Here is a 25,839-nt window from a genome sequence, read left to right as displayed (position 1 = left end):
GATGCGGTTGGTCGTCTTGCCGATGTGGATGATGCTGTTCGGCGCGGGTTCGGGGCATGCCGACGACAAAGGGCTGTGGATTGCGGACGATCCGCAACGCACAGCACAGCACCTGTACGATCCCTGTCGTGATGGTCGGCTAAGTGACGGAAAGCCGCGCACTTGTGCCGAGATCAGGCGCATGTACGGCGGCACGAGGTGGGGCGATTGGCCGGATCCGGACCTTAGCCTGGATGCATGTTCGGACGGGCGCGTCAGCGATGGCCGCCCGCGCACATGCCGCGAGTTGCTGGAATGGATGGAGCGTAATTGATGATTTCAGAGCGCAGCTGCGCCCTTTCGAAGGCCAGGTATCTGCTAAAGCGAATACTGCGATATCTGTCCTGGCCTTTGGTGTTCTTCTCTGGACTGTTGGGTTCTTATTTTGCCTTCGCAAGCACCCACCCGATGATCGCCTTCGCGACGGTCTATGCCGCCGCGGTCTTTGTCCTGTTCCTTCTCGAACGCTACATCCCCTACGAGCGACGCTGGTTGTTGTCGGATGGCGAGACGGTAAACGACATCGGGTATACGCTGGCGACGAAGGGGTTGCTGCAACTGGCAGGCTTGGTCGCCGCCGTCTTCCCCATGTATGCCGCCAACATCCTGCAGCCGCTTGCCGCGCTGAAGTTTGGATTGTGGCCCTCGGATTGGCCGATGGTGGTTCAGGTGGCGTTGGCAGTGGTGATTGCCGAACTGGGACTCTACTGGGCGCACCGCATTGCCCATGAAAAACTGTTCTTCTGGCGCTTCCACGCCCTGCACCACAGTGTCGTCCGGCTGTGGGTCATCAATACCGGCCGCTTCCATGTTGCCGATTCGCTCTTCAAGCTCGCGATGAGCCAGATCCCGCTCTATTGCCTCGGTGCGCCGCTCCACGTTTTCTGGTGGCTTGGGGCGGTTACGGCCTTCATGGGCATCCTCACCCATTGCAACGTCGATATGCGCACCGGCATTTTCGATTTCGTCTTCAGCACGCCGCGCCTTCACCGCTGGCATCATTCGAAGGACCTTCGCGAAGGCAACATGAACTACGGCGAAAACGTCGTGATCTGGGATTTGATCTTCAGGACCTACTACAACCCCAACCGTCCATCCTCGATCGATATCGGCATCAAGGGACAGATCGCACCGGGATTTCTAAAGCAACTGGCTCAGCCCTTCACCAAAGAAGGTGTCCGCCAAATTCTCGGCCGCCCAAGCCGAGGCTCGTGATGGCGCGGATGCCGTACCCGATCGTCCTACCGGGTACGGCATTGAACGACTAGGAGGCAAAGGCCGGTTTGCGTGCGCCGATCCTTAAGACGTAGTAGATCGCCCCACCGATCGCGACGCCGAAAAACCAGCCGTAGGTTCCCCACCAGGCCGGCAGGATGTTCGTGAACGTCGGCAGGATCGACGAAAACAGCGCCCCAATCGCAAAGGCGATGAAGGCGCTGCCGTGCCATCCGCCCTGGAAGCGGAATTCGCCATTCTCGTGGTAAAGCGCCTCGATATCGAGCTGGCCCCTGCGGATGAGATAATAATCAACCATCATCACCCCGAAGATCGGCCCCATCGTCGAGCCGATGAAGTTGACGAAATGTGCCGCACCCGTTTCCCACGGCGCGAAGGGATAAAGGATGAGGGCAATCAGGGCGGCGATGTAGCCGCCGCGTTTGAAGTTGATCTGCCGCGGGAAGACATTGGCGAAGTCAAAGGCCGGGGACACGAAGTTTGCCACGACGTTGATGCCGAGGGTCGCGACCGCAAAGGTGAGCGCTGCGAGCAGAGCCAGGAACCAGCTGTCGAACTTCGCCGAAATCTGGTCCGGATGCAGCAGCACTTCGCCATAGACGGCAAAGGCCGCCGTCGTCGTCACGCCGGCGACCAGGCAGAAGGCGAGCAGGTTGATCGGCAGGCCCCAGAGATTGCCCTTGCGCAGCGTCTTTACATCCGTCGCGTAGCGCGAGAAGTCGCAGAAGTTCAGGTAGAGCGCGGCGAAATAGGTGATCCAGGTGGCAGCGACCGCCGCGAGTGCCGGGAAGGTGCCTGGTTCCCAGGGAACGCCCGCGTCCTTGGTCTTCTCGATGAGGACGTCGCGCGGGATTTCCGAGCCGAAGGAGAAGGTTCCCGATTTGACGACGAGGTAGACGGCGAGGATCAGCATCATGACCCAGACCGCAGGGCCTGCCCAGTCCTGGAATTTGCGAACGGTCTCCATGCCGCGCTGGATGATCAGCAGCTGCAGCGACCAGACGACGACGTAGCAGATGACCTCAAGCGTCGAATGGCCGAGCATGTGGCTGTTCTGGTGGAAGGCCAGCATGCCTTCGTTGCGGATGAGAAGGGCGACGATTGCGCCGGACGCGGCGGCCGTCTGTGCGCCGTACCAGAAGCAGGCGACGACCGCGCGTACGAGTGCTGGGACGTTGGCGCCGAACGTGCCGAAGGAGGCGCGCGCGAGCACGGGGAAGGGCACGCCGGTGCGCACGCCCGCATTGCCGACGAGGCTCATCAGGAAGAAGATCACCAGCGATCCGATGCCGATCGCGATGACGAAGTTCACGAAGCTGCCGCAGAGCAGAAACAGGCTCGCGGCGAGATAATAGCCCCACAGGCTATGCACGTCGGATGTCCACACATTGAAGATGCTGAAAGCGCCCCACCGGCGTTCCTCGGCCGGTGCCAGATCCTCGTTATATAGCGAGGGCGACGGATCGCGTACTGCCATGTCTTCCTCCGTATATCCTCCGGGTCCCCCTCGGACCCGAGTATTGATTCTGCTCCTGTTTTGAGTCGTTGCAAAAATCTTTTTGACCGTGGGAAGGCGAGCGGGCCTATGGCGACCAGCGGTGGGCCACGCGGCCCCTGCCAACGTCGATGAAGATGCTATCGCTGCGAGTGATTTTGTATATCCCGTTGACATATCCCGCAACCGATACCATCTTGGATATACGTAAAGCATATCCCGGAGATGGAGATGTCGGAGCAAGGCGCTGTTTTCCTCAGCAATCGTAGTCAGGCGATCCGGCTGCCGAAGGCCGTCGCACTTCCAGAGGATGTCAAACGCGTCGATATCGTCGCGGTGGGGCGAACGCGGATCATTGCGCCCGCAGGCGAAGCCTGGGGCAGTTGGTTCGATGGCGAGTCCGTAACGACCGATTTCATGACAGAGAGAGAGCAGTCGGCGCCACAGGAGCGCGAGGCTCTCTGATGCTGAAATATATGCTCGACACCAATATCTGTATTTTTACGCTGAAGAACCGGCCACAGCAGGTTCGCGAGGCGTTCAACAGGCACCACGGTCAACTATGCATCAGCTCGATCAGTCTCATGGAGTTGATCTATGGCGCGGAAAGATCCGCCATGCCCGAGCGCAACCTTTCCGTCATAGAAGGCTTTTCTGCGCGTCTTGAGGTTCTCAACTACGATCAGGCAGCAGCGACCCATACAGGCCAGTTGCGCGCCGAACTCGCGCGCAGTGGGACGCCGATAGGCCCTTACGATCAATTGATTGCCGGTCACGCGCGATCGCAGGGCCTGATACTGGTGACAAACAACAGGCCGGAATTCGATCGTGTGCCCGGTCTCCGGGTCGAGGATTGGACGACCGCTCCTTAATCCCAGCGTCTATTGCGTCGGCGGAGCTTCTATGCGCCGAGCCTTTCCCGCTCAGCCATGCGCCAGGCGCGCGGTGTCATGCCCGTCTGGCGCAGGAAGAAGCGGGAGAAGTAGGCGGGATCGGCAAAGCCGAGGCGGAAGCTGATTTCCTGCACGCTGGCCCTGGTGAAAACGAGTTCGCGCCTCGCTTCGCCGATGAGCTTTCGCGAGATCATCTCGTGGGCGCTGAGCCCCATGATGATACGCGTTATCCGGTTCAGATGCGTCAGCGACAGGCCGAGTTCGCGGGCATAGGCGGCGGCCGGCCGATGCGAGCGGTGGTGCTGCTGCAAAAGAGCCTGGAAGCGCTGGACCCGCTGTTCGTTTTCGCTATCGGCTGTATCGTCTCGGCTGTCGCTTGCCTCGTCGAGACGTGCCGCCAGCGTCAGCACGGAGGTAAGGTAGGCATCCAACAGGTCGGTGCGATTGCTGCGGTTGGTTTCCCATTCCCTGGCCAGACGCGTGAGGGTTGCTGCGACATAGGCCGCATCCTCGCGGCCATCGAGCCGGGTCAGATGCGGGGTCGCAAGAAAGGAGCCGAGACGATTGCGTTCCCCGGGAGTTGTCTTCAGATGCGACGCCAGGATGGTGAAGACGAAGCCGTCGATGTCGCGCGAGAAGCGGAAGCCGTGGCTGAGGGCTGGCGGAACGGTGATAACCATAGGCGGCTCGATCGTGTGCACCGCGTTGCCAAAGACCGCGTCGCCGGAGCCGCCGGCAATGTACAAGATCTGAAAGAAGCTTTCGTGGCGGTGCAGCCCGATCTCCCAGTGGTAGAGGCTGCTTCGTGACGGAATAGTCTCGCAATGCAGCCAGAAATCCGGCCGTTCGCCGGTCCGTTCGCCGTAAAGCTCATAGGTCGGAACCGTCTTCTTCATATCACGTTCCCTGAAGTCATGTTCGATTTGTGCAATTTCATGGCGGATTTGTCCATTGAGAGCGAAGCCCGCTCGGCGCAGATTTTGTCAAAAGACAATTCTGGAGGAGAGCATGCGCACCAAGGTCGTCATCATCGGGTCAGGCCCATCAGGGCTCTTGCTTGGGCAATTGCTGACGGAAGCCGGCATCGACAACGTCATCCTCGACCGCGTCGGCAAGGATTACATCCTTGGCCGCGTGCGCGCCGGCGTGCTTGAGGAAGGCACGGTCGGATTGATGGATCGCGCCAGGGCCGGCGCGCGGATGCACAAGGAGGGGCTGCCGCATGACGGTTTCTCGCTTGCCTTCGACGGCCGCGACCACCGCATCGATCTGTTGCATCTGACCGGCGGCAAGCGCGTCATGGTCTACGGCCAGACGGAACTGACGCGCGATCTGATGGAGCATCGCGAGCACTCCGGGGCGACGACGATCTATGAAGCTGCCAATGTCGAACCGCATGATTTCGACAGCCATCAACCCTACGTCACCTTTGAGAAGGATGGTGCGACCCGGCGTATCGATTGCGACTTCATCGCCGGCTGCGACGGCTTTCACGGTGTCAGCCGCAAGTCAGTTCCCGAAAAGGCCCTGCACACCTTCGAAAAGGTCTATCCTTTCGGCTGGCTCGGCATCCTGGCCGACGTGCCGCCGGTCGATCACGAACTCATCTACGCCAACCATCCGCGTGGTTTCGCACTGTGCTCGATGCGCTCTCAGACGCGCAGCCGCTACTACATTCAATGCTCGCTGAACGAAAAGATCGAGGACTGGTCCGACGAGCGCTTCTGGGACGAGCTGCGCCGGCGGCTGCCGCAGCATCATGCCGAGGCGATGGTGACCGGACCGTCCTTCGAGAAGTCGATCGCGCCGCTCCGATCCTTCGTCGCCGAGCCGATGCGCTTCGGTCGCTTGTTCCTGGTCGGCGATGCCGCCCACATCGTGCCGCCAACCGGGGCGAAAGGGCTGAATCTTGCCGCCAGCGACGTGCACTATCTCTTCGAGGGACTGCTTGAACACTATCAGGATCGCTCGAATGCCGGCGTCGATGCCTATTCGGCACGGGCGCTTGCGCGTGTCTGGAAGGCGGTGCGTTTCTCCTGGTGGATGACGACGATGCTGCATCGTTTCCCGGATACCGGCGATTTCGACCAGCGCATCCAGGAGGCCGAACTCGACTACCTGACCCATTCGGTCGCCGCCGAGACGGCGCTGGCGGAGAACTATGTCGGGCTGCCGTTCTGACGCTTCGCCGCGCGGTCAGTTACATTCATTCCGGAGCAGGCCGTAGATCGCCGTGTCCCATCTGACGTCACCGACCTTGGCCGACGACCGGCGCACACCTTCCTCGCGAAAGCCGAGGCTGCGGTAGGTGCGGATCGCCGCCTCGTTGAAGGTGTAGACGTTGAGCTCCAGCCGCTCGAAGGCGGGATCGGCGAAGAAGCGCTCGGTCACCTCACGGAGAAACGGCCGGGCGAGGCCGCGGCCGCGCATGCGCGGATTAATGGCAACCCGGCTGAGGCGGCCGACGCCGTTCTGCCAATCGAGCGCCACCTGCGCATGGCCGGCGAGCTTGCCGTCGACCAGGCCGGCGAACATGGAGCGCGCGGGCTCGACAGCCGTTGTCTCTGCGAGCATCGCCTCGAGCTGTGCGGCCTCCAGTGGAAACGAGAGGCCGGGGCCGCCCCATTGCACTAGCGCTTCGAGGTTCGAAAACCAGTCGAGCATTTCGGGAATGTGCTTTTGGGAAAAGGCTTCAACGAGGAGGGGAGCGGTTGGCATGGGATCACCAGTCTGTCGGAACCCGCAATCTCGGTCGCTGGCCGGGGCTTGTAAAGCCGCGAATTCCCGGCATGCGCCCTCAGAGTTTGGTGGCGACGATGGTCGCTGCCTCGCGAATGGTCTGCATCAGGATCGAGAGAGCCAGTGACGGTGCCGCGTCGGCGCGCATGGTAAGGCCGACGGGGCCCCTCGTCTCGCTGGTGTCGATCGGTAGGATCGCGATCGTTCCGTCGTCGACGTCGCTGGCGACGACGCCGGCGGAGATGATCCAGATCGCGTCGCTCGCCCGGACGAAGGCACGGCCGAAGGCATCGGACACGGTCTCGATCTGGTTCGGCAGGCTGGCGATGCCGTTGGTGATCAGGAAACGCTCGACGAAGGGGCGGATGATCGAGGCGCGCGTCGGCATCAGTACAGGGAAATCTGCGAGCCGCGCAAACGTGGAATGCGAGCCCGCAAGCAGCGGATGGCCGGCCCGGACGGCAAAGACAACCTGTTCGGAATAGAGGTGCTCGAAGGAGAAGCCAGCCATCTTCTCCGGTGCCGCAAGCCGCCCGACGACCAGATCGAGATCGCCGACGCGCAGCTGTTCGAGGAGAACTGCGTTTTCGCCGGTGACGATCTTGATGCGCGCGCCGGTATCCTCCTTGAGGAAAAGCGTCATGGCGTGCGGCATGATCCGGGTCGACACTGTCGGCAGCGCTCCGACCCTGACCGGTACACCGTCGCCGGCGCGTTCCTGCGACACGGAATCGAGCCCTTGCCGCAGCGCCGTCAGCGCTGCGCCAGCGTGGCGCAGGAAGACCTCGCCGTAACGTGTTATCTTGATGCCGCGCCCGTCGCGCTCGAAAACCGCGACGCCAAGCACCTCTTCCAGCTCGCGGATCGTCTTGGTCACGGCCGGCTGGCTGACATGCAGCAGCTCCGCCGCCTTCATCACGCTCTTCTGCCGGGAGACCTCGACAAAAGTCTGCAGATGGCGAAACTTAACCCGGGCGTCGACCATGGAATTCATAACCCTCAAGTTAATGAAATGCCATGAAATATCATTTTACCTAACCAGATTAAATATCCAATTTTGGTGTCGGAGGAGAGAGCCCGTGCAGTTTGCCCGCATCAACGACATCACGATCCACTATCAGGTGATCGGCGCGACCGGCGACCGGCCGGTGCTGGTTTTTGCCAATTCGCTCGGCACGGATTTTCGCATCTGGCGCGACGTCGTCGTCCGGCTCGCCGGCGACTATGCCATCGTCCTCTATGACAAGCGCGGCCATGGCCTCTCCGATATCGGGCCGATCCCTTACGCGATCGAGGATCACGCCAACGACCTGGCCGGTCTGCTCGACATGCTTTCGGTCAAGCAGGCAATCATCTGCGGTCTGTCGGTCGGCGGGTTGATCGCACAGTCGCTCTACCAGCGGCGGCCCGATCTCGTGCGTGCGCTGGTTCTTTGCGACACGGCGCACAAGATCGGCACGGCTGAAATGTGGGCGGCACGCATCGCTGCCATCGAGGAACATGGTATCGAGGGGATCGCCGATGGCGTGCTTGAGCGCTGGTTCACGCCAGCCTTCCGCCGGCCGGAAAACACCGCCTATGCCGGCTATCGCAACATGCTGGTGCGCCAGCCGGTGACCGGATACATCGCAACCTGCGCGGCCATCCGCGATGCCGACTATACCGAGGCGGCCGCCCGCATTGTGGTGCCCACACTCTGCGTGGTCGGCGACCAGGACGGTTCGACGCCGCCCGATGTCGTGCTTGCGACCGCCCGCCTCATTCCCGGCGCGCGCTACGAAGTCATCCGCGACGCCGGCCACATCCCCTGCGTCGAAAACCCGGAGGTTTTGACCGCGGTGCTTCGCGCCTTCTTCGAAATCGCAATGCATGGAGACAAGCCGCATGAGTGACGCCTTCACGCCCTCGGACCGTTATCGCCAGGGCATGGCCACGCGCCGGGCCGTTCTGGGCGATAATCATGTGGACCGGACCCAGTCGGCTTCCACCGATTTCGATCGCCCGTTTCAGGAGCTGATCACTGAGGCCGCTTGGGGCCACGTCTGGTCGCGGCCGACCTGGACGAAGCGGGAGCGTTCGATTGTGACGATCGCGCTGCTCGCAGCCCTTGGTCAGGATGACGAGGTGGCCATGCATGTGCGCGCGACCGTCAACACAGGCGCCAGCCGCGACGATATCTGCGAGGCGCTGCTGCATGTGGCGATCTATGCCGGCGTGCCGGCGGCCAATCACGCGATCAAGATCGCCAAGCAGGTCTTTGCCGAGATCGATGCCGGCAAGGCTGCCTGACGGGGGAAGATGATGACCGACAGAACGAACGGAAAGCCGGAGACGGGTGCCTTTTTCCCCCGCGACCGGCAATGGCATGCGCCGGCGCTGACGCCGGGCTACAAGACCTCGGTGCTGCGCTCACCACAGAAGGCATTGTTGTCGCTCGACGGCACGATCTCGGAAATCACCGGCCCTGTCTTTGGCCATTCTGTCATCGGTGACCTCGACAACGACCTGATCCACAATTTCGCGCGGGCAGGCGAAAGCGCCATTGGCGAGCGCATCATCGTGCATGGGCGGGTGCTCGACGAGCGCGGCCGCGCCGTGCCGGGCGCGCTGCTCGAATTCTGGCAGGCCAATGCCGGCGGCCGCTACCGCCATAAGAAGGAAAGCTACCTCGCGCCGCTCGACCCGAATTTCGGCGGTTGCGGCCGCACGATCACTGACGACGAGGGGTTCTATGCTTTCCGCACGATCAAGCCCGGCCCCTATCCCTGGCCGAACGGCGTCAACGACTGGCGGCCAGCCCACATCCATTTCTCGGTCTTCGGCCACGGATTTGCACAGCGCCTGATCACCCAGATGTATTTCGAGGGTGATCCGATGATCTGGAAGTGTCCGATCGTCAACACGATCCCGGATCGCCAGGCGATCGAGCAACTGATCGCGCCGCTCGACTGGGCAAACACGATCCCATTTGATGCGCGCGCCTACAAATTCGACATCGTACTGCGCGGTCGCCGCTCGACCCTTTTCGAGAACCGGCTGGAGGGCAACTGATGGTGCAGCAGTTGAACTATCTCAAGGAAACGCCGTCGCAGACGGCCGGCCCTTACGTGCACATCGGACTAACGCCAAACTTCTGCGGGATCGGCGGCGTTTATCAAGCCGACCTCGGATCGTGCATGGTGAATGAGCAGACGAAAGGGCAGCGCATTACCATTACTGGCCGTGTGATCGACGGCGCCGGCGTGCCGCTCAGGGACGCGCTCGTTGAGATCTGGCAGGCGGATGCTGCCGGGCTCTACAATTCGCCGACCGAAATTCGTGGCTCCGCCGACCCGAACTTCTCCGGTTGGGGGCGTTGTGCGACCGGTGCCGAGGATGGTGTCTTCACGTTCGAAACGGTGAAGCCCGGGGTCGTGCCTTACAGCCGTGACCGGAAGATGGCGCCGCATATCAGCTTCTGGATCGTGGCGCGTGGCATCAATGTCGGCCTGCAGACGCGCATGTATTTTCCGGACGAGGCGGAAGCCAACGCCGCCGATCCGCTGCTTGCGCGGATTGAACATCGTCATCGCGTCGCGACGCTTGTCGCGACGGGAGCGGCGCCTAATTATGTTTTTGACATTCACCTGCAGGGTGAGAAGGAAACGGTCTTCCTCGACATCTGAACAGGAATGTCACGCCTGGACATGGAGCGGTGATTGATACCCCCATGCAGCAGGTGGCATTTCGTTCGGCAAGCAGAAACGGGGAACCCATGACCTATTCCGCCTTCGACCATCCTTATCTCTCCGGGCTTCTGGGTGATGAGGCGGTTGCCGCCGAGTTTTCGGCCTCCGCCGACATCCATGCGATGCTCGCCTTCGAGGCGGCGCTTGCGCGGGCGGAAGCCGTGCACGGCATCATCCCAGCGAGCGCTGCGGACCGCATCACCGAGGCCTGTCGCGCCTTTTCGCCCGATGTCATCGCACTGAAGCGGGTCATGGCGGTGGATGGCGTGGTCGTGCCGGAACTCGTCCGGCAATTGCGCGCCGCCGTCGGTGGCGAGGCGGCGGAATACGTGCATTTCGGCGCCACCAGCCAGGATGTGATCGACACCAGCCTGATGTTGCGGATGAAGGCGGTCGCCCAGCTTTTCGCCGTGCGCCTCGGCAATGTCGTCTCGGTGCTCGAAGAATGCGACAGCGAATGGGGGGATCGCGCGCTGATGGGGCGTACCCGCATGCAGGCGGCAATCCCGATCACCGTATCCGATCGGTTGCGCAGCTGGATCGAGCCGCTGCTCGATCATATGGATCGGCTCGAGGCGATGCACCGTGATCTCTTCGCCGTGCAGTTCGGCGGCGCCGCGGGGACGCTCGATAAACTTGACGATCGAGCCGACGAAGTGCGCGCCACGCTTGCCGAAGAGCTCGGCCTTGCCGATTTTCCGCAGTGGCACAGCCAGCGCTCGGAGGTTGCGGATTTTGCCAGCGCGCTGTCGCTGGTGACCGGCAGCCTCGGCAAATTCGGTCAGGATGTCGCGCTGATGGCGCAGCAAGGCGATGAGATCGAGCTTGCCGGCGGCGGTGGTTCCTCGGCGATGGCGCACAAGCAGAACCCCGTAGCGGCGGAGGTTCTGGTGTCCTTGGCGCGGTTCAACGCGACCCAGCTCTCCGGCATGCACCATGCGCTGATACACGAGCAGGAGCGGTCTGGTGCCGCCTGGACGCTCGAATGGCTGATCATGCCGCAGATGGCCGGCGCGACGGCGGCCGCACTTCGCCTGGCGGCCGAGCTTGCGAGCAACATACGCCGGCTTGGCCGCGACTGAGCCCGCGGCAGCCGCGCGGTTCTTCAGCGGGCCGCGCGCAACATCGAGCGATAGCGCACTTGGCTGTTCTTGAGGTGCTGGCGCATGGCGCCGCGCGCCTGTTCCTCGTCGCCATCCTGGATCGCGATTAGAATGGCCTCGTGTTCCGAGATCAATCGCGACAGTTCCGCTGCCGCCAGCACGGTTTCCTCGCCGCTTTCGGAAACCGCGCGGCGGGGAATAAGCGCGGTGCCCAGCATCTGCAGGAACTCGCTGAACCGCGGATTGTTGGTCGCCTGGGCGATCGCCAGGTGGAAATTGAAGTCGGCTTCCGCCGTGGGGCGACCCTCGGCAGCACTCGCACAGAAGCTGTCGAAGGCTTCGACGATCTTTTCTTCCTGCGCCGGCGAGCGGCGCAGGGCGGCAAGGGCGGCGGCATCACCTTCGACGGCGGTCCTGAGTTCCAGCATTTCGATCAGCGAAGAGACGCGCGCGAGATCGACACCATGGAAAGGCAGCGGAGCCACTGGCGTGGGTTCCAGCACGAAAACGCCGATACCGTGTCTCGCTTCGACCAGCCCGCCGGAGCGTAGGGCCGCGATCGCTTCGCGCACGACCGTGCGGCTGACGCCGAACTCCTGGGTAAGCTGCGCCTCCGATGGCAGGCGATCGCCCGGCTTATAGTGTCCGCCGGCGATCTGTCCGCCAAGTGCGTCGGTCACCCTGGCCACCAGCGTCTTGCCTTGTGGCGTTGTGTTGTCGGGGGCGGTGACGTTGCTCATGGGCATGGCCGTTTCTGGGACTTGGTGTGAGTTTCTGGATACGCCATTGCCGATCAAGGGCGCAATCCATTGGCAAGGCGTAGGGCCTACTTCTAAAAGATCGGATCATCGACGAAGGCGCCGCCCTGATACCGCACGAGCGAATCGCCCGGGTCCGGCTTCGGGCTGCTTGCGGCAATCTTATCGCGGAAGACTTCGGCATTGTCCTTCGGTCGCCAGCCCAGCCATCCAATGTGCGAATTGTCCCACCAGCCGGCGTCGTTGGCAGACGCGCCCCAGACGACCGGGCAGCCGAGAACCGGGACGCGGAAGACGGCTTCGATCAGGGACGCGAAGTCGTCATGCGAAAGCCAGGTGGACAGCATGCGGTAGTTGATGGGCTCCGGCAGGCACGAGCCTATGCGCACCAGCGCCGTCTCCTGGCCGAACTTCTCGAAGTACATGCGGGCAAGTGCTTCGCCGAAGCACTTCGACACACCGTAGAGCCCGTCCGGCCGGTAGGGGGCATTCGGGCCGAGTCGCTCGTTTTGCGGATAGTAGCCGATCGTGTGGTTGGTGCTGGCGAACAGGATGCGCGGCTTGTCGTTGGCGCGCGCAGCTTCGTAGAGATTGTAGAGGCCGAGAATGTTGCCGTCGAGGATTTCTGAAAAGGGTCGTTCGACGGATATGCCTCCGAGATGCAGGATTGCATCGCAGCCGGCAACAAGGTCATGGACAGCGCGGGCATCGGCGAGGTCGCACTGAATGCATTCTTCGTTCTCGCCGGGTGGGTCGAGCGGCGAACGGTCGGAAAGTCGGATCACCTTTGCCATCGGGGCGAGCTTTTTGTGCATGACGCGGCCCAATTGGCCTGCTGCGCCGGTGATCAGAAGTCGTTCCATCGCCCATCTCCTTCATGTCGGCGGGTGGGGTCCCGTCGGTCATCAGTCAATCACATCATACAATACTGGCTAACATATAATACATCTTCACTGCAACATGAATGGAGAGCTTGCGCGTTTGAATACCTGGCTCGCTGGGGTTTTGTGTTGCGTGGCAAGATGAAACGAGATTCGGTGCCAAAGGCGCGGGGTCATTGAATTTCGAAGGTCATATGATCACTTGTATTATCACATATTGACATGTATGTGATGACTTGCTTAGTAGGGCGCGTCGAGTATTAGGGAGGACCCGCGCGAAATGACCCCAGAACAGATCAAGGCCGCGCTTGGATCGGGCCTCCTTTCCTTCCCGGTCACGCACTTCGACAAGGACGGTCGCTTTGCGCCGGAAAGCTACAAGGCACATGTCGAGTGGCTGGCGGGCTACAAGGCGCCGGTGCTGTTTGCTGCCGGCGGAACCGGCGAGTTCTTCTCGCTGAAACCCGATGAAATCCCCGGCATCGTTGCCGCCGCCAAGGAGGTTGCTGGCGAAACGGCGATCGTTTCCGGCTGCGGCTATGGCACGGAGATGGCGGTCGATATCGCCCGCTCGGTCGAGCGGGTCGGTGCCGATGGCATCCTGCTCCTGCCGCACTACCTGATCGATGCGCCGCAGGAAGGGCTTTACGCCCATGTGAAGAAGATCTGCCAGTCGGTTGGCATCGGTGTCATGGTCTATAACCGCGACAACTCCGTGCTGCAGCCCGACACGCTGGCGCGGCTCTGTGACGAATGCCCGAACCTGATCGGCTTCAAGGATGGCACCGGTGATATCGGCCTCGTGCGCCAGGTCACCGCCAAGATGGGCGACCGGCTGATGTATCTCGGCGGCATGCCGACCGCCGAGCTTTTTGCCGAGGCCTATCTCGGTGCTGGCTTCACCACCTATTCGTCCGCCGTCTTCAACTTCGTTCCGGGTCTTGCCAACGAGTTCTATGCGGCGCTGCGCAGCGGCGACCGCGCCACCTGCGAGCGCATCCTCAACGATTTCTTCTATCCGTTCATGGCCATCCGCAACCGCGCCAAGGGCTATGCCGTTTCGGCGGTCAAGGCGGGCGTGCGCCTGCAGGGGTTCAATGCGGGTCCGGTGCGCAGCCCGCTCAAGGACCTGACGGGGGCCGAAGTCGAGATGCTCGACGCCCTCATCGGCAGTCACAAGCGCAAAGCGTGACGGGCAGGGAGGAGTGGCATGAAGATCGTTGCCGTCCGCACGCATCTCCTCGAGCACCGGCTGGCGGTGCCGTTCGAAAGCGCGTCGATGCGCTTTGATCGGCGCGCGCATGTGCTAGTCGAGATCGAATGCGATGACGGGACCGTCGGCTGGGGCGAATGCCTTGGGCCGGCGAGACCCAATGCGGCCGTGGTCGCGGCCTATTCCCCCTGGCTGATCGGCCAGGACCCGCGCCAGACCGAAAAACTCTGGGCGATTCTCTACAATGCGCTGCGTGATCAGGGGCAGCGCGGTCTGGCGATCACGGCGCTGTCCGGCATCGACATCGCGCTCTGGGATATCAAGGGCAAACATTACGGCGCATCCGTCTCGATGCTGCTCGGTGGCCGCTGGCGCGAGAGCGTGCGCGCCTATGCGACCGGCAGCTTCAAGCGCGACGGCGTCGATCGCGTCTCCGACAATGCCATGGAGATGGCGGAACGCCGGGCGCAGGGGTTTCACGCCTGCAAGATCAAGATCGGCTTTAGCATCGACGAAGACCTGCGCGTCATCCGTGCCGTGCGCGAGGCGATCGGCGATGAAATGCGGCTGATGATCGATGCCAATCACGGCTACACCGTCACCGAGGCGATCCGCCTCGGCAAGGCGGCGGCGGACTACGATATCGACTGGTTCGAAGAGCCCGTGGTGCCGGAACAGCTTTCGGCCTATCGCGAGGTGAGAGCCGGGCAGCCCATCCCGGTTGCCGGCGGCGAGACCTGGCACACCCGTTACGGCATGTGGCCAGCGATCGAGAGCCGCGCCGTCGACATCCTGCAGCCGGATCTCTGCGGCTGCGGTGGGTTCTCCGAGATGGCGAAGATTGCAAGTCTTGCGACGTTGCATGGCGTTCGCATCGTGCCGCATGTCTGGGGTACCGGCGTGCATCTTGCCGCGGCGCTACAGTTCATGGCGGCGATGACGCCAGATCCGGTGCGGGTGAACCCGATCGAGCCGATCATGGAGTTCGACCGGACGGAGAATCCCTTCCGCCAGGCGGTGCTGAAGACGCCGATCGAGGCGGTCAATGGTGTCGTTGCGATCCCGGACGCGCCTGGTCTCGGCATAGAGATCGATCGCGGTGCGCTCGCCCAGTTCAAGATGCCCGAGGCTTGAGATGATCGAGCGCACCCTCTCCGGCTGTCCTCCTGAACCCCGTCTGCCGAAGGGCACGGTCGATGCCCAAATGCACATGTATCTGCCGGGGTTTCCGTCGCTTCCCGGCGGTCCGCCTTTACCGGCTGAACCGTTGCCAGACGTCACGGCCTATCGCGGGGTCATGGATTGGCTCGGTATCGACAGGGTGATCATCACCCAGGGCAATGCCCACCAGCGGGACAACGCCAACACGCTTGCCTGTGTCGCCGCCATGAGGGATGCAGCACGTGCCGTCGTCGTCATCGACGAAACCACGTCCGATGCGGACATGCACGCGCTGAGCGCATCCGGCGCCGTCGGCGCACGCATCATGGATCTGCCCGGTGGCGCGGTGGGGCTCGACGCGCTGGAAGCGATCGACGCACGGGCACACGCGGCGGATTGGATGATCGCCGTGCAGTTCGATGGCAACAGGATACTTGACCACCTGCCGCGGCTGGAGCGCATCCGTTCGCGCTGGGTGCTCGATCACCACGGCAAATTCTTCGCCGGCGTCGACCCGGATGGGCCGGAGATTGCAGCACTTCTCAAACTGATCGACCGGGGCAATGTCTGGTTCAAGTTCGCGGGCGTCTACGAGAGTTCGCGAGCGGGATGGCCCTATGCAGACGTGGCCGCCTTTTCGCGCAGGATCGCCGACCATGCCCCGGAACGTATCATCTGGGGCTCGAACTGGCCGCACAACATGATCCGGAAAACGGAAGACTATCCCAATGACGCGCGGCTTGCCGCACTGGTGCTCGGCTGGCTTGCCAACGACCGGGTAAAGCATCTGGCCCTCGTTGAGAACCCGGAACACCTGTTCAAGCTGCCGGCCTTCGCGGCGGCGTGACTTCGACCCGCGGCCGGAGCCGGGAGGCTCCCTGTCGGGCCCAAGGACATGAGATTTCGCATGCCGGCCCGGACGGGCAGCAACTCGGCCTTGGGAGAGGCCGAAGCACAATTAGTGGAGGAGGAAACGATGAAGAAAATTGCAGGCATGCTTTGCGTCGCAATGGGGCTGGCGTTTGCCGGCACAGCGGCACAGGCGCAGGAAATCACCTTGCGTTCGGCGGACATCCACCCGGACGGCTATCCGACGGTTGAGGCCGTGAAGTACATGGGGCAGCTGCTGTCCGAGCGCAGCAACGGCCGGATCAAGATCGAGGTCATGAACAACGGCGTGCTCGGTGGCGAGAAGGACACGATCGAGCAGACCCGCTTCGGCGTCATCGACATGAACCGGGTCAATGCGGCGCCCTTCAACAACCTCGTCAAGGAGACGATGGTCCTTGGCATGCCATTCCTGTTCCGCTCGACCGAGCACATGCACAAGACGGTCGACGGCCCGATCGGCGAGGAGGTTCTCGCCGCTTTCGAGCCGCACGGTCTGATCGGTCTCGCCTTCTACGATTCCGGCGCCCGTTCCTTCTACACGACCAAAAAGCCGATCGAGAAACTGGCCGATCTCAAGGGGCTGAAGATCCGCGTGCAGCAGTCTGATCTCTGGATCGCGATGATGCAGGCCTTCGGCGCCAACCCGACGCCAATGCCGATGGGCGAGGTTTACTCGTCGCTCGAGACCGGTGTCGTCGACGGTGCCGAGAACAATTGGCCGTCCTACGAGTCCGCCCGTCATTTCGAGGTGGCCAAGAACTACTCGCTCACCGAACATTCTCTCAACCCGGAAATCCTGGTGATCTCCAAGATGAGCTGGGACAAGCTCTCCGCCGATGACCAGGGCCTGATCCGCCAGGCGGCAAAGGATTCCGTCGGCAAGATGCGCGAATTGTGGAGCGCGCGCGAAAAAGTCTCGGAAGAGAAGGTTCGCACCGCCGGTGCAAACGTCATCAAGGTCAACAAGGAAGAGTTTGCCGCCGCCATGGGGCCGGTCTACGACCAGTTCGTCAGCGACCCGAAACTCAAGGACCTTCTCGAGCGGGTGAAGGCGGTCAAGTGACAGCAGACGGCGGGCCGGCTCCGAGAATGGAGCCGGCTTTCGCAACTGTCCATTGATCGCTTTTGCGGAGGAGGAAGAGACATGCGTCGTTTCATGCGGGCGATGCGCCCGGTTCTCGGAGCGCTAAGCCGCGCGTCGCTCTATATCGCCGGCACCGGCATGGTCGCTATGACGTTGATCGTCGGCTGGCAGGTCTTTGCCCGCTACGTCTTGAACGACTCGCCAAGCTGGTCTGAACCCTTGGCCCTTCATCTCATGGCCTGGTTCATCATGCTCGGTGCCGCCGTCGGCGTGCGCGAAAGTGTGCATCTCGGGCTCGATGTCATCCGTCATGTGATGAAGCCTTCAGTGCAAATGGCCATGGACCTGACGAGCCTTGGCCTGATCGTCATCTTCGGCGCTTCCATGGCCTATTACGGCCTGCTTCTTTGCTTCGGCACTTGGACGGCCACCATTCCCGTTCTCGGCTGGCCGGGAGGGGTCGACTTTTTTCCGCTCATTGTCGGCGGTGTGATGATTGCCCTGTTTGCCGCCGAGCGTTTGATCGATCTGGTTCTGGGTGTCGATGTCGCCGCAGATGTCGTCGTGCAGGAGATGGCCTGAATGGCTTACACTATCCTCTTCGGGGTGTTCACCCTCTTGATGTTCATCGGCACGCCGATCGCGTTTTGCCTCGGCATTGCCTCCTTCGCCACCGTTCTCTATCTCGGCCTGCCGCCGGTGGTGGTGTTCCAGCAGTTGAATTCCGGCATGAACATCTTCGCCATGATGGCGATCCCGTTCTTCATCTTTGCCGGCGACCTCATGGTGCGCGGTGGCATTGCCAACCGGCTGATCCAGTTTGCCGCCGGCCTCGTCGGGCACCTTCGCGGTGGTCTCGGCCAGGTCAACATCGTCGCTTCGACACTCTTCGGCGGCATCTCCGGCTCGGCAGTGGCGGATGCCTCGGCGGTCGGCGGCCTGATGATCCCGCAAATGGCAAAGCGCGGCTATGACCGCGACTATGCCGTCAACGTCACGGTCAATGCGGCGATCATCGCGCTGATGGTGCCGCCGTCGCACAACATGATCCTTTATTCGATCGCGGCGGGCGGCAATGTCTCCGTCGCCGATCTCTTTACCGCCGGCATCATTCCCGGCCTGCTGCTTGCGCTTTCGCTGATGGTGACGGCCTATATCGTTGCAAGGCGCAGAGGCTATCCGGCCGAGCCGTTTCCGGGATTTTCCAAGGTCTTCTATTACCTGCTCGCCTCATTCCCCGGTATCGTGCTGATCGGAATCATTTTCGGCGGCGTACGCTCCGGCGTCTTCACCGCCACCGAGAGCTCTTGCATCGCCGTGCTCTATGCTTTCCTCGTCGCCATGCTGGTTTACCGCGAGCTGGATTGGACGGGTTTCGTCGAGGCGGTGATGGGGGCGGTGCGCACCACCGCCATGGTGCTTCTGGTCATCGGCATGGCGGCGTCCTTCGGCTGGCTGATGGCGTTCCTGCAGGTGCAGGCGCTGATGATCAGCGCGATCAGCGCGATCTCGGAAAACCCGATTATCGTGCTGCTTGTCATCAACATCATCCTGCTGTTCCTTGGCACCTTCATGGACATGGCGCCGATGGTGATCATCTGCACGCCGGTGCTCCTGCCGGTGGTGAAGGCCTTCGGCATCGATCCGGTGCATTTCGGCGTGGTGATGATCCTCAACGCCGGCATCGGGCTCAACACGCCACCGGTCGGCACGGTGCTGTTCGTCGGCTGTGCCGTTGGCGGGATTTCCATTCGCGAGGCGATGCGCACCATCTTGCCGTTCTTCGGCGCCAGCATCGCGGTGCTGATGGCGGTCACCTACATCCCGGCCCTGTCGCTCTGGCTGCCGTCGGTCTTCAAGTGAGTTGACGGTCTCGATGCTTTCGGGCTCGGTATCACTGCCGGCCCGGTCTACCCCCCGCGATGGGTCGGCTATTCGTTCCGGTTCGCAGCGATGCACTGGCGTTCCAAGCGTTTCAGAAAAACGCCGATCTCCTTTGCCGCCTGCAGATCGCCCTTCCGTTCGGCGACAACGCGACCTTCGCGCCAGACCTGGATCGCCTCTTCGAACCGGGCGAGCTTGTGCAGGATGGCACCGCGCAGTTTCCACGCTGCCGAGTAATCCGGGTCGAAGGCGATTGCCCGCTCGACATGGGCAAGTGCGGTTTCGAGATCCGCCTCCTGAAGGCAGATGCTGCCCAGCGTGAAGCGCAGCAGGGCGTCATCCTTGCCGTCTTGTAAGAGCTTTTCGAGCACTTGCCGCATTGCTGGCGTTCCTCCTACACGATCGCCGATTCAGGCCGCAGGCTTGGTTGGGGCGAGGACCGCATGTCCGTTGCCCGGCGGCGCCGGCAACGATCTCGCCCTGTCGAGAGACTGATATCGCCGGCGGCTCCAGATCAAGGGGTCGGCATGGGTGGAAGTCTCGGTTGCGACAATTGTTCCGACGAACAGCGTGTGGTCCCCGACCTGCATCGAAGCGCTGAGCACGCAGTCGAGCGCAGCGGCGGCCCCGAGAAGCCTTGGCCGTCCGCTCGGCCAGTCGGCCCAGATGCCGACGAGGTAACGCTTGGACGCTTCCATCTTGCCGGCGAAGGCATCCGCGATCAGTTCCTGCCCCTCAGCCAGCATGGCCAGCGAGAACCCCTCTTCAGCGGCGATCAATGTGGCGAGCGGACTGTCCGCCTTGATCGAAATGACGATTGATGGCGGGTTGGCGGAGAGCGAGAAAGTGGCGGTCACGGTCCGGCCGAGACTATCGGCGCCCCCACCGGAGCTTGCCACGCAGACGGTAGCGGCGAGATGCGACAGGGTGTCGGCGAACTCCGGTTTCGACACGGCCAGGTCGGCGTGGGCGTCGATATCGACGGAGAGCGAATATGTCTGGCGCATGGGTCTTGTTCCAACTGAGGTAGCCCGTGGCGGCGGGGAGACGCCACGGGGGTTTGCGAAAGCCCAGGCGCAGGCGGGGGCGAGAGGGCCGTCGCAAATTCTCTGACCATCCGATCCGCGAGCCGGTTCCGGCTCGCGGTGCTCATCGGCAGGTCAGGCGGACTTCAATTCCGCTTCGGCAAACTCGTAGTTGGCGAGCTTGTCGAGGAAGTTCGAGGTGTAGTCCGGTCGGCGGTTGCGGTAGTCGATGTAATAGGCATGTTCCCAGACATCGAGGCCAAGCAGGGCCTTGCCTTCGTTGGTTGCGACCGGATTGGAGCCGTTGGCGGTCTTCGTCACCTTGAGCTTGCCGTCAGGGCCGAGTACGAGCCAGGCCCAGCCGGAGCCGAACTGGCCGGTGGCGGCGGCCTTGAAGGCATCCTTGAAGCCTTGAACGCTGCCGAAGTCTTCGGTGATCTTGTTTTCGAGCGCGCCTGGGATCTGGCCACCCTTGGGCGAAAGGTTTTTCCAGAAGAGGATATGGTTCCAGTGTTGGCCGGCATTGTTGAAGACCGGCGCCAGTTCCGCCTTGCCGTGGCTGAGACGAATGATCTCCTCGAGCGACAGGCCGGCAAGCGATGCGTCCTTCTCGACGAAGCCGTTCAGCGCCGTGACATAGGCTTGGTGGTGCTTGCCGTGGTGGAATTCGATCGTCTCGGCGCTCATGCCGTTTTCAGCGAGTGCTGCGGGTGCATAGGGAAGGGCGGGAAGTTCGAAGGCCATGATCAATTCCTTTGCGGGCGGGACACTCTCGACGGATCACTTGTCTGCGAATGGATGAGAGTGTATTTAGCAAGACAATTCTTTGTAAATCTGCGCGCAGGAATATGTCAAGCGATCACTTGTTAAATCCGGAGCAAAGCAGCGGCCGCACGCCGGGAGAGCGCATCATGCTGGCGCTGAAGCTGCATGGTCCGCAAACGGCGGCGGCACTCGGCAAGCGTCTGACGATTACCGGCGAGGCCGTACGGCAACAGCTGGTTCGCCTTGCCGAGGATGGTCTCGTCCTGTCCTGGTCGGAGGCGAAAGGCGTCGGCCGTCCGTCGCAATTCTGGGGGCTGACCGCGCTTGGCCACGCTGAGTTTCCCGACACGCATGCGGAGTTGACCGTCCAGCTGTTGAGGACGATCCGGCAGACGCTTGGCGAGGTGGCGATCGATCGGCTGATCGCGGCACGGGAGAACGAGACGCGGGAGAACTACAGCGCGGCGATGAGTGACAAGAAGAGCCTGCGCGAGCGGGTGGACGAACTAGTGCGGTTGCGATCTCAGGAAGGCTATATGGCGGCTTACGAGGATCCCGGTGACGGCACGCTGCTGTTTGTCGAGAACCATTGTCCGATCTGCGCCGCTGCGACGAGCTGCCAGGGCTTCTGCCGGGCGGAGTTGAGCGTGTTCCGCGCAGTGCTTGGCCCCGGGGTCGAGGTCGAGCGCGCCGAGCACATCCTCGCCGGCGCCCGCCGCTGCGCCTATGTCGTCAGGATGGTCGATCAAGCCGCCTGATCTGCCTTGGTAAAGGCGTGGCGCCGCGCCCGATTGAATACGGGCGAGGCGCCGGTCCTGATCCTGTCAGCGCGCGCCCATGCGCAGCGCGCCGTCGAGGCGGATGACTTCGCCATTCAGCATGCGGTTCTCGCAGATGTGCTGCACGAGAGCCGCGAACTCCTCGGGTTTGCCGAGGCGCTGCGGGAAGGGCACGCTCTTGCCGAGCGAATCCTGCACTTCCTGCGGCATACCGGCCATCATCGGCGTTTCGAAGATGCCCGGTGCAATGGCGACCACACGGATGCCATAGCGCGCAAGCTCGCGAGCGATCGGCAACGTCATCGAGACGACGCCGCCTTTGGATGCGGCATAGGCCGCCTGGCCGATCTGGCCGTCGAAGGCGGCAACCGATGCGGTGTTGACGATCACGCCCCGTTCGCCGTCCTCGCCCGGCTCCTCCCGCTGGATCGCCTCGGAGGCAAGCCGCAGCATGTTGAAGGTGCCGATCAGGTTGATGCCGACCGCGCGCGAAAAGCTTTCGAGGCGATGCGGGCCGTCGCGGCCGAGCACCTTTTCACCCGGCGCGATACCGGCGCAGTTCACCAGTCCATGGAGATGGCCGAAGCGATCCAGTGCCGCTGCAACGGCGGCGGCGCCATCCGCTTCGTTGGTGACATCCGTCTTCTGGAAGAGGGCGTTGCTGCCAAGTTCCTCGGCCATCTTCTGTCCGGCCTCGGCGTTGACGTCGGCAAGAACCACACGGGCACCCTCGCCATGCAGCCGCCGCGCGACGGCTGCGCCGAGGCCCGAACCGCCACCGGTCACGATAAAGACTTTTCCATCGATCAGCATCTGAGGCTCCTCCCGTACCGAATCGTGTCGTTCGTGCATGTTTCCATTAATCGTGCCCGATCAAAGAGCAAAAACATGCAGCTCGTCAAAGTGCTACAGCGACCTTAGCGCGTCTAACGAGACGCGCGGCGCTGCAGGACATGGACATAGCCTTGCTGAGGCATGAAGCCAAGGGTGGCGGGTGCGGCGATGCGTCCATTCCCGGTCCGCGTCACCGCCTCCTTTCCGCAAACCGCTTTTAGAAGTCCGCCACCAGGTGCGGTTCGCGCTCGGGTCCAAAGCGGGGTTGGACGCCGAGGAAGGAACCGGCGCGGCTGATGATCTCCCGGACGACGGGCGCCGCTGTGTGCGCTGCCTGACGGCCGCCTCTCTCGCCCGTCAGCGGCGCATCGACGATCGAAAGGACGATGTAGCGCGGGTTATCCATGGGAAAGCCCGCGAGAAAGGCGTTGAAATTGAGGTTTGTGGCGTATCGGCCATTGATGACCTTGTCCGCCGTGCCCGTCTTTCCTCCGACATGGAAGCCGGGCACCTGGGCGTGGCGGCCGGAGCCCAGCTTGCCGTTGCGGTTGTAAAGGTAGCGCATGTCGGCGCTCGTCGTCGGTTGCAGGACTTGCTGAGCCTGCGCCTTCGCCGTCTCGGGGGATCGCGGAAGGAACGTCGGAGAGATCAGGGTGCCGCCGTTCAGCAGAGCGGCAGCGGCGGCCGCGGTTTGCAGCGGCGTGGTCGCAACGCCGTGTCCGAAGGATATGGTCACCGAATTGATCTTCTTCCAGCTCCGGGGCTGCGTGGGCGTTGCCACGCCCGGCAGCTCGGTCTCCATCTTGGAAAGAAGCCCAAGCTTGGTGAGAAAGGCCTGATGTCCCTCGATGCCGACCATGTCGGCGACCGCGGCGGTTCCGATATTGGATGAATACTGAAAGACCTCGGGAATGGTGAGGGGGCGATACTTGCCGCGAAAATCCTTGATCGTGAAGCCGCCCATGCGGATGGGGCGCGATGCATCGACCACGGAGTTGAGGCTGATCTTGCCGGCGTCCAGTCCCATTGCCAGGGTGAAGCTTTTGAACGTCGAGCCCATCTCGAACGTCGCATTGCTCATCCGGTTGAACCAGCCCTTTTCGTATTCCTTGTCGATATTGCCATCCGGCAGCGTGCGCGAAGGCTGGTTCGGATCGTAGTCGGGCACCGAAGCCATCGCGATGACTTCTCCAGTCTCCACATCCAGGACCACGGCACCGGCGGCTTCCGCCTGGTAGTCGATCATGGCGCGCGCAACCGCTTCCCGAACGATGCTCTGAACGCGAAGGTCGATCGAGAGCTTGACCGGCTCGAGCGGGGTGTTGCCGGTCAATCCCGCCGCCCGGAGATCGGCAAGTCCTTGCTGATCGATGTAGCGCTCCATGCCCTGCAGGCCCTGATTGTCGACGTTGACATGCCCGAGGATATGCGAGGCCGTCGATCCGCCCGGATAAAAGCGCCGCTTTTCCGGCCGGAAGCCGGTGCCGGGAATGCCGAGTGCCATTATGTCCGCCTGCTGTCGCGGCGTGAGCTGCCGCCGCAACCACTGGAAGGCGGTGCCGGATCGAAGCTTCCGGTGCGTATCGCGCCAATCGAGATTGGGAATGACGGTCGCGAGCTTCTCGACGACTTCGTCCGCATCGACGATCTTTCGTGGTTCGGCATAGAGCGACACCATGTTGACGTCGGTCGCCAGCAGTTCCCCATGCCGATCGACGATGTCAGGGCGGGAGGCCACAGCGTGGTTGGTGTCGCTGATCCACGCCGTCTCGACAGGTCTTTGCAGTCCGTACTGGATCAGGCGGCCCATGATCACCAGAAAGATCACGGCAAAGCCGGCGATGATGATGCCAAGCCGTTGCCTTGCCTGCGTTCTCCGGCCCAGGGTGATGCCGACGACCGCTCCGCTTTTGCCACTGACGTTTCGTTTCAGCGAAAAATGTGCCCGGCTTTTCAGCCGGACGGCGAGAGAGATCAATGTCATTCCGAACGCATCCAGATCTAAGCCACCCGAAGCTATGGGATCAGTCTGCCAGCCGGCACACCGAACAAGGCTCTCGGACGGTAATTAAAAGAGGATAGGCTTTGCCTGTGCGGCTAAAATTGTTCGGTATGTGCTAACAACCTATTAACTCTTGCTCGTTCTGGTTGTTGATCCACAGGCAATCGACGGACAACCGCGTGGAGACCGGGTCAACGCCGGAAGAAAAGGGCCTCCGCGTCTCTCCGGCGCGGAATGCGCGACGTTGAAACTAGCGCTGCGCGATCGGCGATATATCGATGATCCTGATGCCGACGGCGTTGCTGGATTCGTCATAGACGATCTCTCCTCTGCCGATGACCATGCCGTTGACCTTGAGTTCGACCGGATCGCCGAAATCGCGGTCGAGATGGATCGTATCATCAGGGTGGAGTTTTGAAATCTGAGAGACCGTCAGCCTGGCGCGACCGATGACCGCCTCGATCGCGAGCGGGATGCCCTGGACCGCCCGTTCGCTCATCACCGAGCGGCTCTCGAGCGCAGGTCTCTCATCGAGCTCGACCAGTTCATCCTGTAGCTTCTTGTTAATCATTCTGCACCATCCAAAGCACTGATTCACGACTCTTTAACAAAGAGTTGCGCCAGTTCGCCCTGGGTGGCAACCGTGGCTAAATGGGGGTTCTTCCTGCCTTGCAAGGGAGCGTTAACAAACAGTTAACATCCACAACGCGCGCCCGGCAGAAGGCCTCAAAGCGTCACCGCGTTCCAGTTTCCGTCCCGTTTTTGGAAACCGATCATACGGCGGCCGTTCGGCAACTTGTCACCAAGTCGCACGACATAGACGTAGCCCTTGTACACCATCAGACCCTGATCACCGTTGCTGTAGAGGATCTCGAAGCTCGGCTGGTTCGGGGAAGCGCCTGCACCTGTCGGAGTCCCTGACGGATCGATCGCCGCCACTTCCGTGGGGACGTTTTGGGGACCAACGAGATAGTATAGCGACGACGCAAGGGCGGCGGCGCAGACGAGGGCGCCGACCAGCGATGGCACCAGGCGCAGCTTGAAACGTTTTGGCGTCGGCTGAGGTGTTGCAACACTCAAGTTCGTTTTCCCGATTCGATCAAATACTGCCATCGGAACCGTTCTCGCGCGGCAATACCCGGCAGCCGTTACAGACAATGCTGTTGGTGGGCGGCCGGAACTGCTTTGCGGAAGCCGTTCCCTGCTTCAATCCAAAGAGGTCACGACCTCTCAGAATCAACAGCATGCCCATTCGCCGATATCAGGGACATATGGTCCTGGTCGTTTCCACACCTTTTGAGTGTCTGCAACATCGGCCCCACTTCGCCT

30 protein-coding genes are annotated in these 25,839 nt (G+C 62.1%); 17 read left to right on the top strand and 13 right to left on the bottom strand.

From position 1 onward, the window contains the following. Position 1 precedes the first annotated feature (1 nt). Both AC070A_RS28545 and olsE read left to right on the top strand, forming a co-directional pair. Positions 2-313 carry a hypothetical protein gene (locus AC070A_RS28545; RefSeq protein ID WP_057251706.1) on the top strand — a complete coding sequence of 104 codons (312 nt, stop codon included), beginning with the start codon at positions 2-4 and terminating at the stop codon, positions 311-313. After that, positions 313-1,254: an ornithine lipid hydroxylase OlsE gene (gene olsE / locus AC070A_RS28540; protein ID WP_492383727.1), complete on the top strand. Its 942-nt coding sequence runs from the start codon at positions 313-315 to the stop codon at positions 1,252-1,254. Before AC070A_RS28545 ends, olsE begins: the two co-directional genes overlap by 1 nt. Positions 1,255-1,303: 49 nt before the next feature. On the opposite strand, the gene AC070A_RS28535 is transcribed toward olsE, so the two are convergent. Beyond that, the gene (locus tag AC070A_RS28535; protein WP_492383726.1) at positions 1,304-2,752 is read right to left on the bottom strand and encodes an NCS1 family nucleobase:cation symporter-1; all 1,449 of its coding nucleotides are present in this window, start codon (positions 2,750-2,752) and stop codon (positions 1,304-1,306) included. Between the two features lie 249 nt (positions 2,753-3,001). On the opposite strand from AC070A_RS28535, the gene vapB reads away from it, so the two are divergent. Beyond that, positions 3,002-3,235 carry a type II toxin-antitoxin system VapB family antitoxin gene (vapB, locus tag AC070A_RS28530; RefSeq protein ID WP_492383725.1) on the top strand — a complete coding sequence of 78 codons (234 nt, stop codon included), beginning with the start codon at positions 3,002-3,004 and terminating at the stop codon, positions 3,233-3,235. After that, complete coding sequence (gene vapC, locus AC070A_RS28525; RefSeq protein ID WP_112995158.1) at positions 3,235-3,642, top strand: type II toxin-antitoxin system tRNA(fMet)-specific endonuclease VapC; 408 nt, start codon at positions 3,235-3,237, stop codon at positions 3,640-3,642. The genes vapB and vapC overlap by 1 nt, the downstream gene beginning before the upstream one ends. Before the next feature lie 29 nt (positions 3,643-3,671). Here the strand turns inward: vapC and AC070A_RS28520 are convergent, their stop codons facing one another. Further along, on the bottom strand, positions 3,672-4,559 hold the full coding sequence (locus AC070A_RS28520) for a helix-turn-helix domain-containing protein (RefSeq protein WP_113737945.1): 888 nt from the start codon (positions 4,557-4,559) through the stop codon (positions 3,672-3,674). A 112-nt stretch (positions 4,560-4,671) separates the two neighbouring features. On the opposite strand from AC070A_RS28520, the gene pobA reads away from it, so the two are divergent. Continuing rightward, positions 4,672-5,844: a 4-hydroxybenzoate 3-monooxygenase gene (gene pobA, locus AC070A_RS28515; protein ID WP_112995160.1), complete on the top strand. Its 1,173-nt coding sequence runs from the start codon at positions 4,672-4,674 to the stop codon at positions 5,842-5,844. A 15-nt stretch (positions 5,845-5,859) separates the two neighbouring features. Here the strand turns inward: pobA and AC070A_RS28510 are convergent, their stop codons facing one another. Both AC070A_RS28510 and pcaQ read right to left on the bottom strand, forming a co-directional pair. Beyond that, the gene (locus tag AC070A_RS28510) at positions 5,860-6,381 is read right to left on the bottom strand and encodes a GNAT family N-acetyltransferase (protein ID WP_112995161.1); all 522 of its coding nucleotides are present in this window, start codon (positions 6,379-6,381) and stop codon (positions 5,860-5,862) included. A gap of 79 nt (positions 6,382-6,460) precedes the next feature. Next, complete coding sequence (pcaQ, locus tag AC070A_RS28505) at positions 6,461-7,387, bottom strand: pca operon transcription factor PcaQ (RefSeq protein WP_112995169.1); 927 nt, start codon at positions 7,385-7,387, stop codon at positions 6,461-6,463. Positions 7,388-7,481: 94 nt separating this feature from the next. Between pcaQ and pcaD the strand changes: the two genes are divergently transcribed. The 5 genes from pcaD to AC070A_RS28480 all read left to right on the top strand — a co-directional run bounded on the left by pcaD (position 7,482) and on the right by AC070A_RS28480 (position 11,212). Beyond that, on the top strand, positions 7,482-8,294 hold the full coding sequence (gene pcaD, locus AC070A_RS28500; RefSeq protein ID WP_112995162.1) for a 3-oxoadipate enol-lactonase: 813 nt from the start codon (positions 7,482-7,484) through the stop codon (positions 8,292-8,294). Beyond that, positions 8,287-8,691: a 4-carboxymuconolactone decarboxylase gene (gene pcaC, locus AC070A_RS28495; protein WP_058328133.1), complete on the top strand. Its 405-nt coding sequence runs from the start codon at positions 8,287-8,289 to the stop codon at positions 8,689-8,691. The genes pcaD and pcaC overlap by 8 nt, the downstream gene beginning before the upstream one ends. Positions 8,692-8,703: 12 nt before the next feature. Continuing rightward, positions 8,704-9,453, top strand: coding sequence for a protocatechuate 3,4-dioxygenase subunit beta (pcaH, locus tag AC070A_RS28490; protein WP_112995163.1), 750 nt, complete (start codon positions 8,704-8,706; stop codon positions 9,451-9,453). Next, the gene (pcaG, locus tag AC070A_RS28485) at positions 9,453-10,067 is read left to right on the top strand and encodes a protocatechuate 3,4-dioxygenase subunit alpha (RefSeq protein WP_058322596.1); all 615 of its coding nucleotides are present in this window, start codon (positions 9,453-9,455) and stop codon (positions 10,065-10,067) included. Before pcaH ends, pcaG begins: the two co-directional genes overlap by 1 nt. Positions 10,068-10,156: 89 nt before the next feature. Further along, entirely contained in the window at positions 10,157-11,212 is a 1,056-nt protein-coding gene (locus tag AC070A_RS28480; RefSeq protein ID WP_112995164.1) for a 3-carboxy-cis,cis-muconate cycloisomerase, read from the top strand. 23 nt (positions 11,213-11,235) lie between these two features. Here the strand turns inward: AC070A_RS28480 and AC070A_RS28475 are convergent, their stop codons facing one another. Together AC070A_RS28475 and AC070A_RS28470 are read right to left on the bottom strand one after the other, a co-directional pair. Then, complete coding sequence (locus AC070A_RS28475; protein ID WP_058322658.1) at positions 11,236-11,973, bottom strand: FadR/GntR family transcriptional regulator; 738 nt, start codon at positions 11,971-11,973, stop codon at positions 11,236-11,238. 92 nt (positions 11,974-12,065) lie between these two features. After that, the gene (locus AC070A_RS28470; RefSeq protein WP_492383724.1) at positions 12,066-12,854 is read right to left on the bottom strand and encodes an NAD-dependent epimerase/dehydratase family protein; all 789 of its coding nucleotides are present in this window, start codon (positions 12,852-12,854) and stop codon (positions 12,066-12,068) included. Positions 12,855-13,152: 298 nt separating this feature from the next. Between AC070A_RS28470 and kdgD the strand changes: the two genes are divergently transcribed. From kdgD to AC070A_RS28440, 6 genes are all read left to right on the top strand, one after another. Continuing rightward, positions 13,153-14,064 carry a 5-dehydro-4-deoxyglucarate dehydratase gene (kdgD, locus tag AC070A_RS28465; RefSeq protein WP_492383723.1) on the top strand — a complete coding sequence of 304 codons (912 nt, stop codon included), beginning with the start codon at positions 13,153-13,155 and terminating at the stop codon, positions 14,062-14,064. 18 nt (positions 14,065-14,082) lie between these two features. Beyond that, positions 14,083-15,219, top strand: a complete 1,137-nt coding sequence (locus AC070A_RS28460) for a mandelate racemase/muconate lactonizing enzyme family protein (protein ID WP_492383722.1) — start codon at positions 14,083-14,085, stop codon at positions 15,217-15,219. Position 15,220: 1 nt separating this feature from the next. Further along, positions 15,221-16,093, top strand: a complete 873-nt coding sequence (locus tag AC070A_RS28455; RefSeq protein ID WP_492383721.1) for an amidohydrolase family protein — start codon at positions 15,221-15,223, stop codon at positions 16,091-16,093. 129 nt (positions 16,094-16,222) lie between these two features. After that, positions 16,223-17,200, top strand: a complete 978-nt coding sequence (locus tag AC070A_RS28450) for a TRAP transporter substrate-binding protein (RefSeq protein WP_112997354.1) — start codon at positions 16,223-16,225, stop codon at positions 17,198-17,200. An 81-nt stretch (positions 17,201-17,281) separates the two neighbouring features. Continuing rightward, on the top strand, positions 17,282-17,803 hold the full coding sequence (locus AC070A_RS28445) for a TRAP transporter small permease (protein ID WP_494773611.1): 522 nt from the start codon (positions 17,282-17,284) through the stop codon (positions 17,801-17,803). After that, on the top strand, positions 17,804-19,084 hold the full coding sequence (locus AC070A_RS28440) for a TRAP transporter large permease (protein WP_492383719.1): 1,281 nt from the start codon (positions 17,804-17,806) through the stop codon (positions 19,082-19,084). It abuts the gene before it with no gap. 68 nt (positions 19,085-19,152) lie between these two features. Here the strand turns inward: AC070A_RS28440 and AC070A_RS28435 are convergent, their stop codons facing one another. The 3 genes from AC070A_RS28435 to AC070A_RS28425 form a co-directional block, all read right to left on the bottom strand. Beyond that, the gene (locus AC070A_RS28435) at positions 19,153-19,485 is read right to left on the bottom strand and encodes a tetratricopeptide repeat protein (protein WP_058323222.1); all 333 of its coding nucleotides are present in this window, start codon (positions 19,483-19,485) and stop codon (positions 19,153-19,155) included. Positions 19,486-19,515: 30 nt separating this feature from the next. Next, entirely contained in the window at positions 19,516-20,112 is a 597-nt protein-coding gene (locus tag AC070A_RS28430) for a flavin reductase family protein (RefSeq protein WP_492383718.1), read from the bottom strand. A 153-nt stretch (positions 20,113-20,265) separates the two neighbouring features. Beyond that, positions 20,266-20,874, bottom strand: coding sequence for a superoxide dismutase (locus tag AC070A_RS28425; protein ID WP_113478984.1), 609 nt, complete (start codon positions 20,872-20,874; stop codon positions 20,266-20,268). A 167-nt stretch (positions 20,875-21,041) separates the two neighbouring features. Between AC070A_RS28425 and AC070A_RS28420 the strand changes: the two genes are divergently transcribed. Continuing rightward, entirely contained in the window at positions 21,042-21,653 is a 612-nt protein-coding gene (locus AC070A_RS28420) for a helix-turn-helix transcriptional regulator (protein WP_492383717.1), read from the top strand. 66 nt (positions 21,654-21,719) lie between these two features. Here the strand turns inward: AC070A_RS28420 and AC070A_RS28415 are convergent, their stop codons facing one another. The 4 genes from AC070A_RS28415 to AC070A_RS28400 all read right to left on the bottom strand — a co-directional run bounded on the left by AC070A_RS28415 (position 21,720) and on the right by AC070A_RS28400 (position 25,590). Further along, complete coding sequence (locus AC070A_RS28415) at positions 21,720-22,487, bottom strand: 3-hydroxyacyl-CoA dehydrogenase (RefSeq protein ID WP_058328347.1); 768 nt, start codon at positions 22,485-22,487, stop codon at positions 21,720-21,722. Positions 22,488-22,725: 238 nt separating this feature from the next. After that, positions 22,726-24,492 (bottom strand): peptidoglycan D,D-transpeptidase FtsI family protein, encoded by a 1,767-nt coding sequence (locus tag AC070A_RS28410; protein ID WP_492383716.1) that lies wholly within the window; start codon positions 24,490-24,492, stop codon positions 22,726-22,728. Between the two features lie 268 nt (positions 24,493-24,760). Continuing rightward, positions 24,761-25,081: a FliM/FliN family flagellar motor switch protein gene (locus AC070A_RS28405; RefSeq protein WP_057251683.1), complete on the bottom strand. Its 321-nt coding sequence runs from the start codon at positions 25,079-25,081 to the stop codon at positions 24,761-24,763. A 155-nt stretch (positions 25,082-25,236) separates the two neighbouring features. After that, positions 25,237-25,590, bottom strand: coding sequence for a hypothetical protein (locus AC070A_RS28400; RefSeq protein ID WP_492383715.1), 354 nt, complete (start codon positions 25,588-25,590; stop codon positions 25,237-25,239). Positions 25,591-25,839 lie beyond the last annotated feature (249 nt).

The organism is Ensifer sp. GW101-20A05 (genome assembly GCF_059424735.1).
This window is presented reverse-complemented; position numbering and strand designations above follow the sequence as displayed.

Bases quoted from the DNA above. Each gene is read 5' to 3' on its own strand.
- AC070A_RS28440 (WP_492383719.1), top strand. From the start codon at position 17,804: ATGGCTTACACTATCCTCTTCGGGGTGTTCACCCTCTTGATGTTCATC.
- AC070A_RS28410 (WP_492383716.1), bottom strand. From the start codon at position 24,492: ATGACATTGATCTCTCTCGCCGTCCGGCTGAAAAGCCGGGCACATTTT.
- AC070A_RS28460 (WP_492383722.1), top strand. From the start codon at position 14,083: ATGAAGATCGTTGCCGTCCGCACGCATCTCCTCGAGCACCGGCTGGCG.
- vapB (WP_492383725.1), top strand. From the start codon at position 3,002: ATGTCGGAGCAAGGCGCTGTTTTCCTCAGCAATCGTAGTCAGGCGATC.
- AC070A_RS28480 (WP_112995164.1), top strand. From the start codon at position 10,157: ATGACCTATTCCGCCTTCGACCATCCTTATCTCTCCGGGCTTCTGGGT.
- AC070A_RS28435 (WP_058323222.1), bottom strand. From the start codon at position 19,485: ATGCGGCAAGTGCTCGAAAAGCTCTTACAAGACGGCAAGGATGACGCC.
- AC070A_RS28450 (WP_112997354.1), top strand. From the start codon at position 16,223: ATGAAGAAAATTGCAGGCATGCTTTGCGTCGCAATGGGGCTGGCGTTT.
- kdgD (WP_492383723.1), top strand. From the start codon at position 13,153: ATGACCCCAGAACAGATCAAGGCCGCGCTTGGATCGGGCCTCCTTTCC.
- AC070A_RS28535 (WP_492383726.1), bottom strand. From the start codon at position 2,752: ATGGCAGTACGCGATCCGTCGCCCTCGCTATATAACGAGGATCTGGCA.
- pobA (WP_112995160.1), top strand. From the start codon at position 4,672: ATGCGCACCAAGGTCGTCATCATCGGGTCAGGCCCATCAGGGCTCTTG.
- pcaG (WP_058322596.1), top strand. From the start codon at position 9,453: ATGGTGCAGCAGTTGAACTATCTCAAGGAAACGCCGTCGCAGACGGCC.
- AC070A_RS28430 (WP_492383718.1), bottom strand. From the start codon at position 20,112: ATGCGCCAGACATATTCGCTCTCCGTCGATATCGACGCCCACGCCGAC.
- AC070A_RS28475 (WP_058322658.1), bottom strand. From the start codon at position 11,973: ATGAGCAACGTCACCGCCCCCGACAACACAACGCCACAAGGCAAGACG.
- AC070A_RS28405 (WP_057251683.1), bottom strand. From the start codon at position 25,081: ATGATTAACAAGAAGCTACAGGATGAACTGGTCGAGCTCGATGAGAGA.
- AC070A_RS28470 (WP_492383724.1), bottom strand. From the start codon at position 12,854: ATGGAACGACTTCTGATCACCGGCGCAGCAGGCCAATTGGGCCGCGTC.
- AC070A_RS28425 (WP_113478984.1), bottom strand. From the start codon at position 20,874: ATGGCCTTCGAACTTCCCGCCCTTCCCTATGCACCCGCAGCACTCGCT.
- AC070A_RS28415 (WP_058328347.1), bottom strand. From the start codon at position 22,487: ATGCTGATCGATGGAAAAGTCTTTATCGTGACCGGTGGCGGTTCGGGC.
- AC070A_RS28445 (WP_494773611.1), top strand. From the start codon at position 17,282: ATGCGTCGTTTCATGCGGGCGATGCGCCCGGTTCTCGGAGCGCTAAGC.
- olsE (WP_492383727.1), top strand. From the start codon at position 313: ATGATTTCAGAGCGCAGCTGCGCCCTTTCGAAGGCCAGGTATCTGCTA.
- AC070A_RS28510 (WP_112995161.1), bottom strand. From the start codon at position 6,381: ATGCCAACCGCTCCCCTCCTCGTTGAAGCCTTTTCCCAAAAGCACATT.
- AC070A_RS28455 (WP_492383721.1), top strand. From the start codon at position 15,221: ATGATCGAGCGCACCCTCTCCGGCTGTCCTCCTGAACCCCGTCTGCCG.
- pcaQ (WP_112995169.1), bottom strand. From the start codon at position 7,387: ATGGTCGACGCCCGGGTTAAGTTTCGCCATCTGCAGACTTTTGTCGAG.
- AC070A_RS28520 (WP_113737945.1), bottom strand. From the start codon at position 4,559: ATGAAGAAGACGGTTCCGACCTATGAGCTTTACGGCGAACGGACCGGC.
- AC070A_RS28545 (WP_057251706.1), top strand. From the start codon at position 2: ATGCGGTTGGTCGTCTTGCCGATGTGGATGATGCTGTTCGGCGCGGGT.
- pcaC (WP_058328133.1), top strand. From the start codon at position 8,287: ATGAGTGACGCCTTCACGCCCTCGGACCGTTATCGCCAGGGCATGGCC.
- AC070A_RS28420 (WP_492383717.1), top strand. From the start codon at position 21,042: ATGCTGGCGCTGAAGCTGCATGGTCCGCAAACGGCGGCGGCACTCGGC.
- pcaH (WP_112995163.1), top strand. From the start codon at position 8,704: ATGACCGACAGAACGAACGGAAAGCCGGAGACGGGTGCCTTTTTCCCC.
- vapC (WP_112995158.1), top strand. From the start codon at position 3,235: ATGCTGAAATATATGCTCGACACCAATATCTGTATTTTTACGCTGAAG.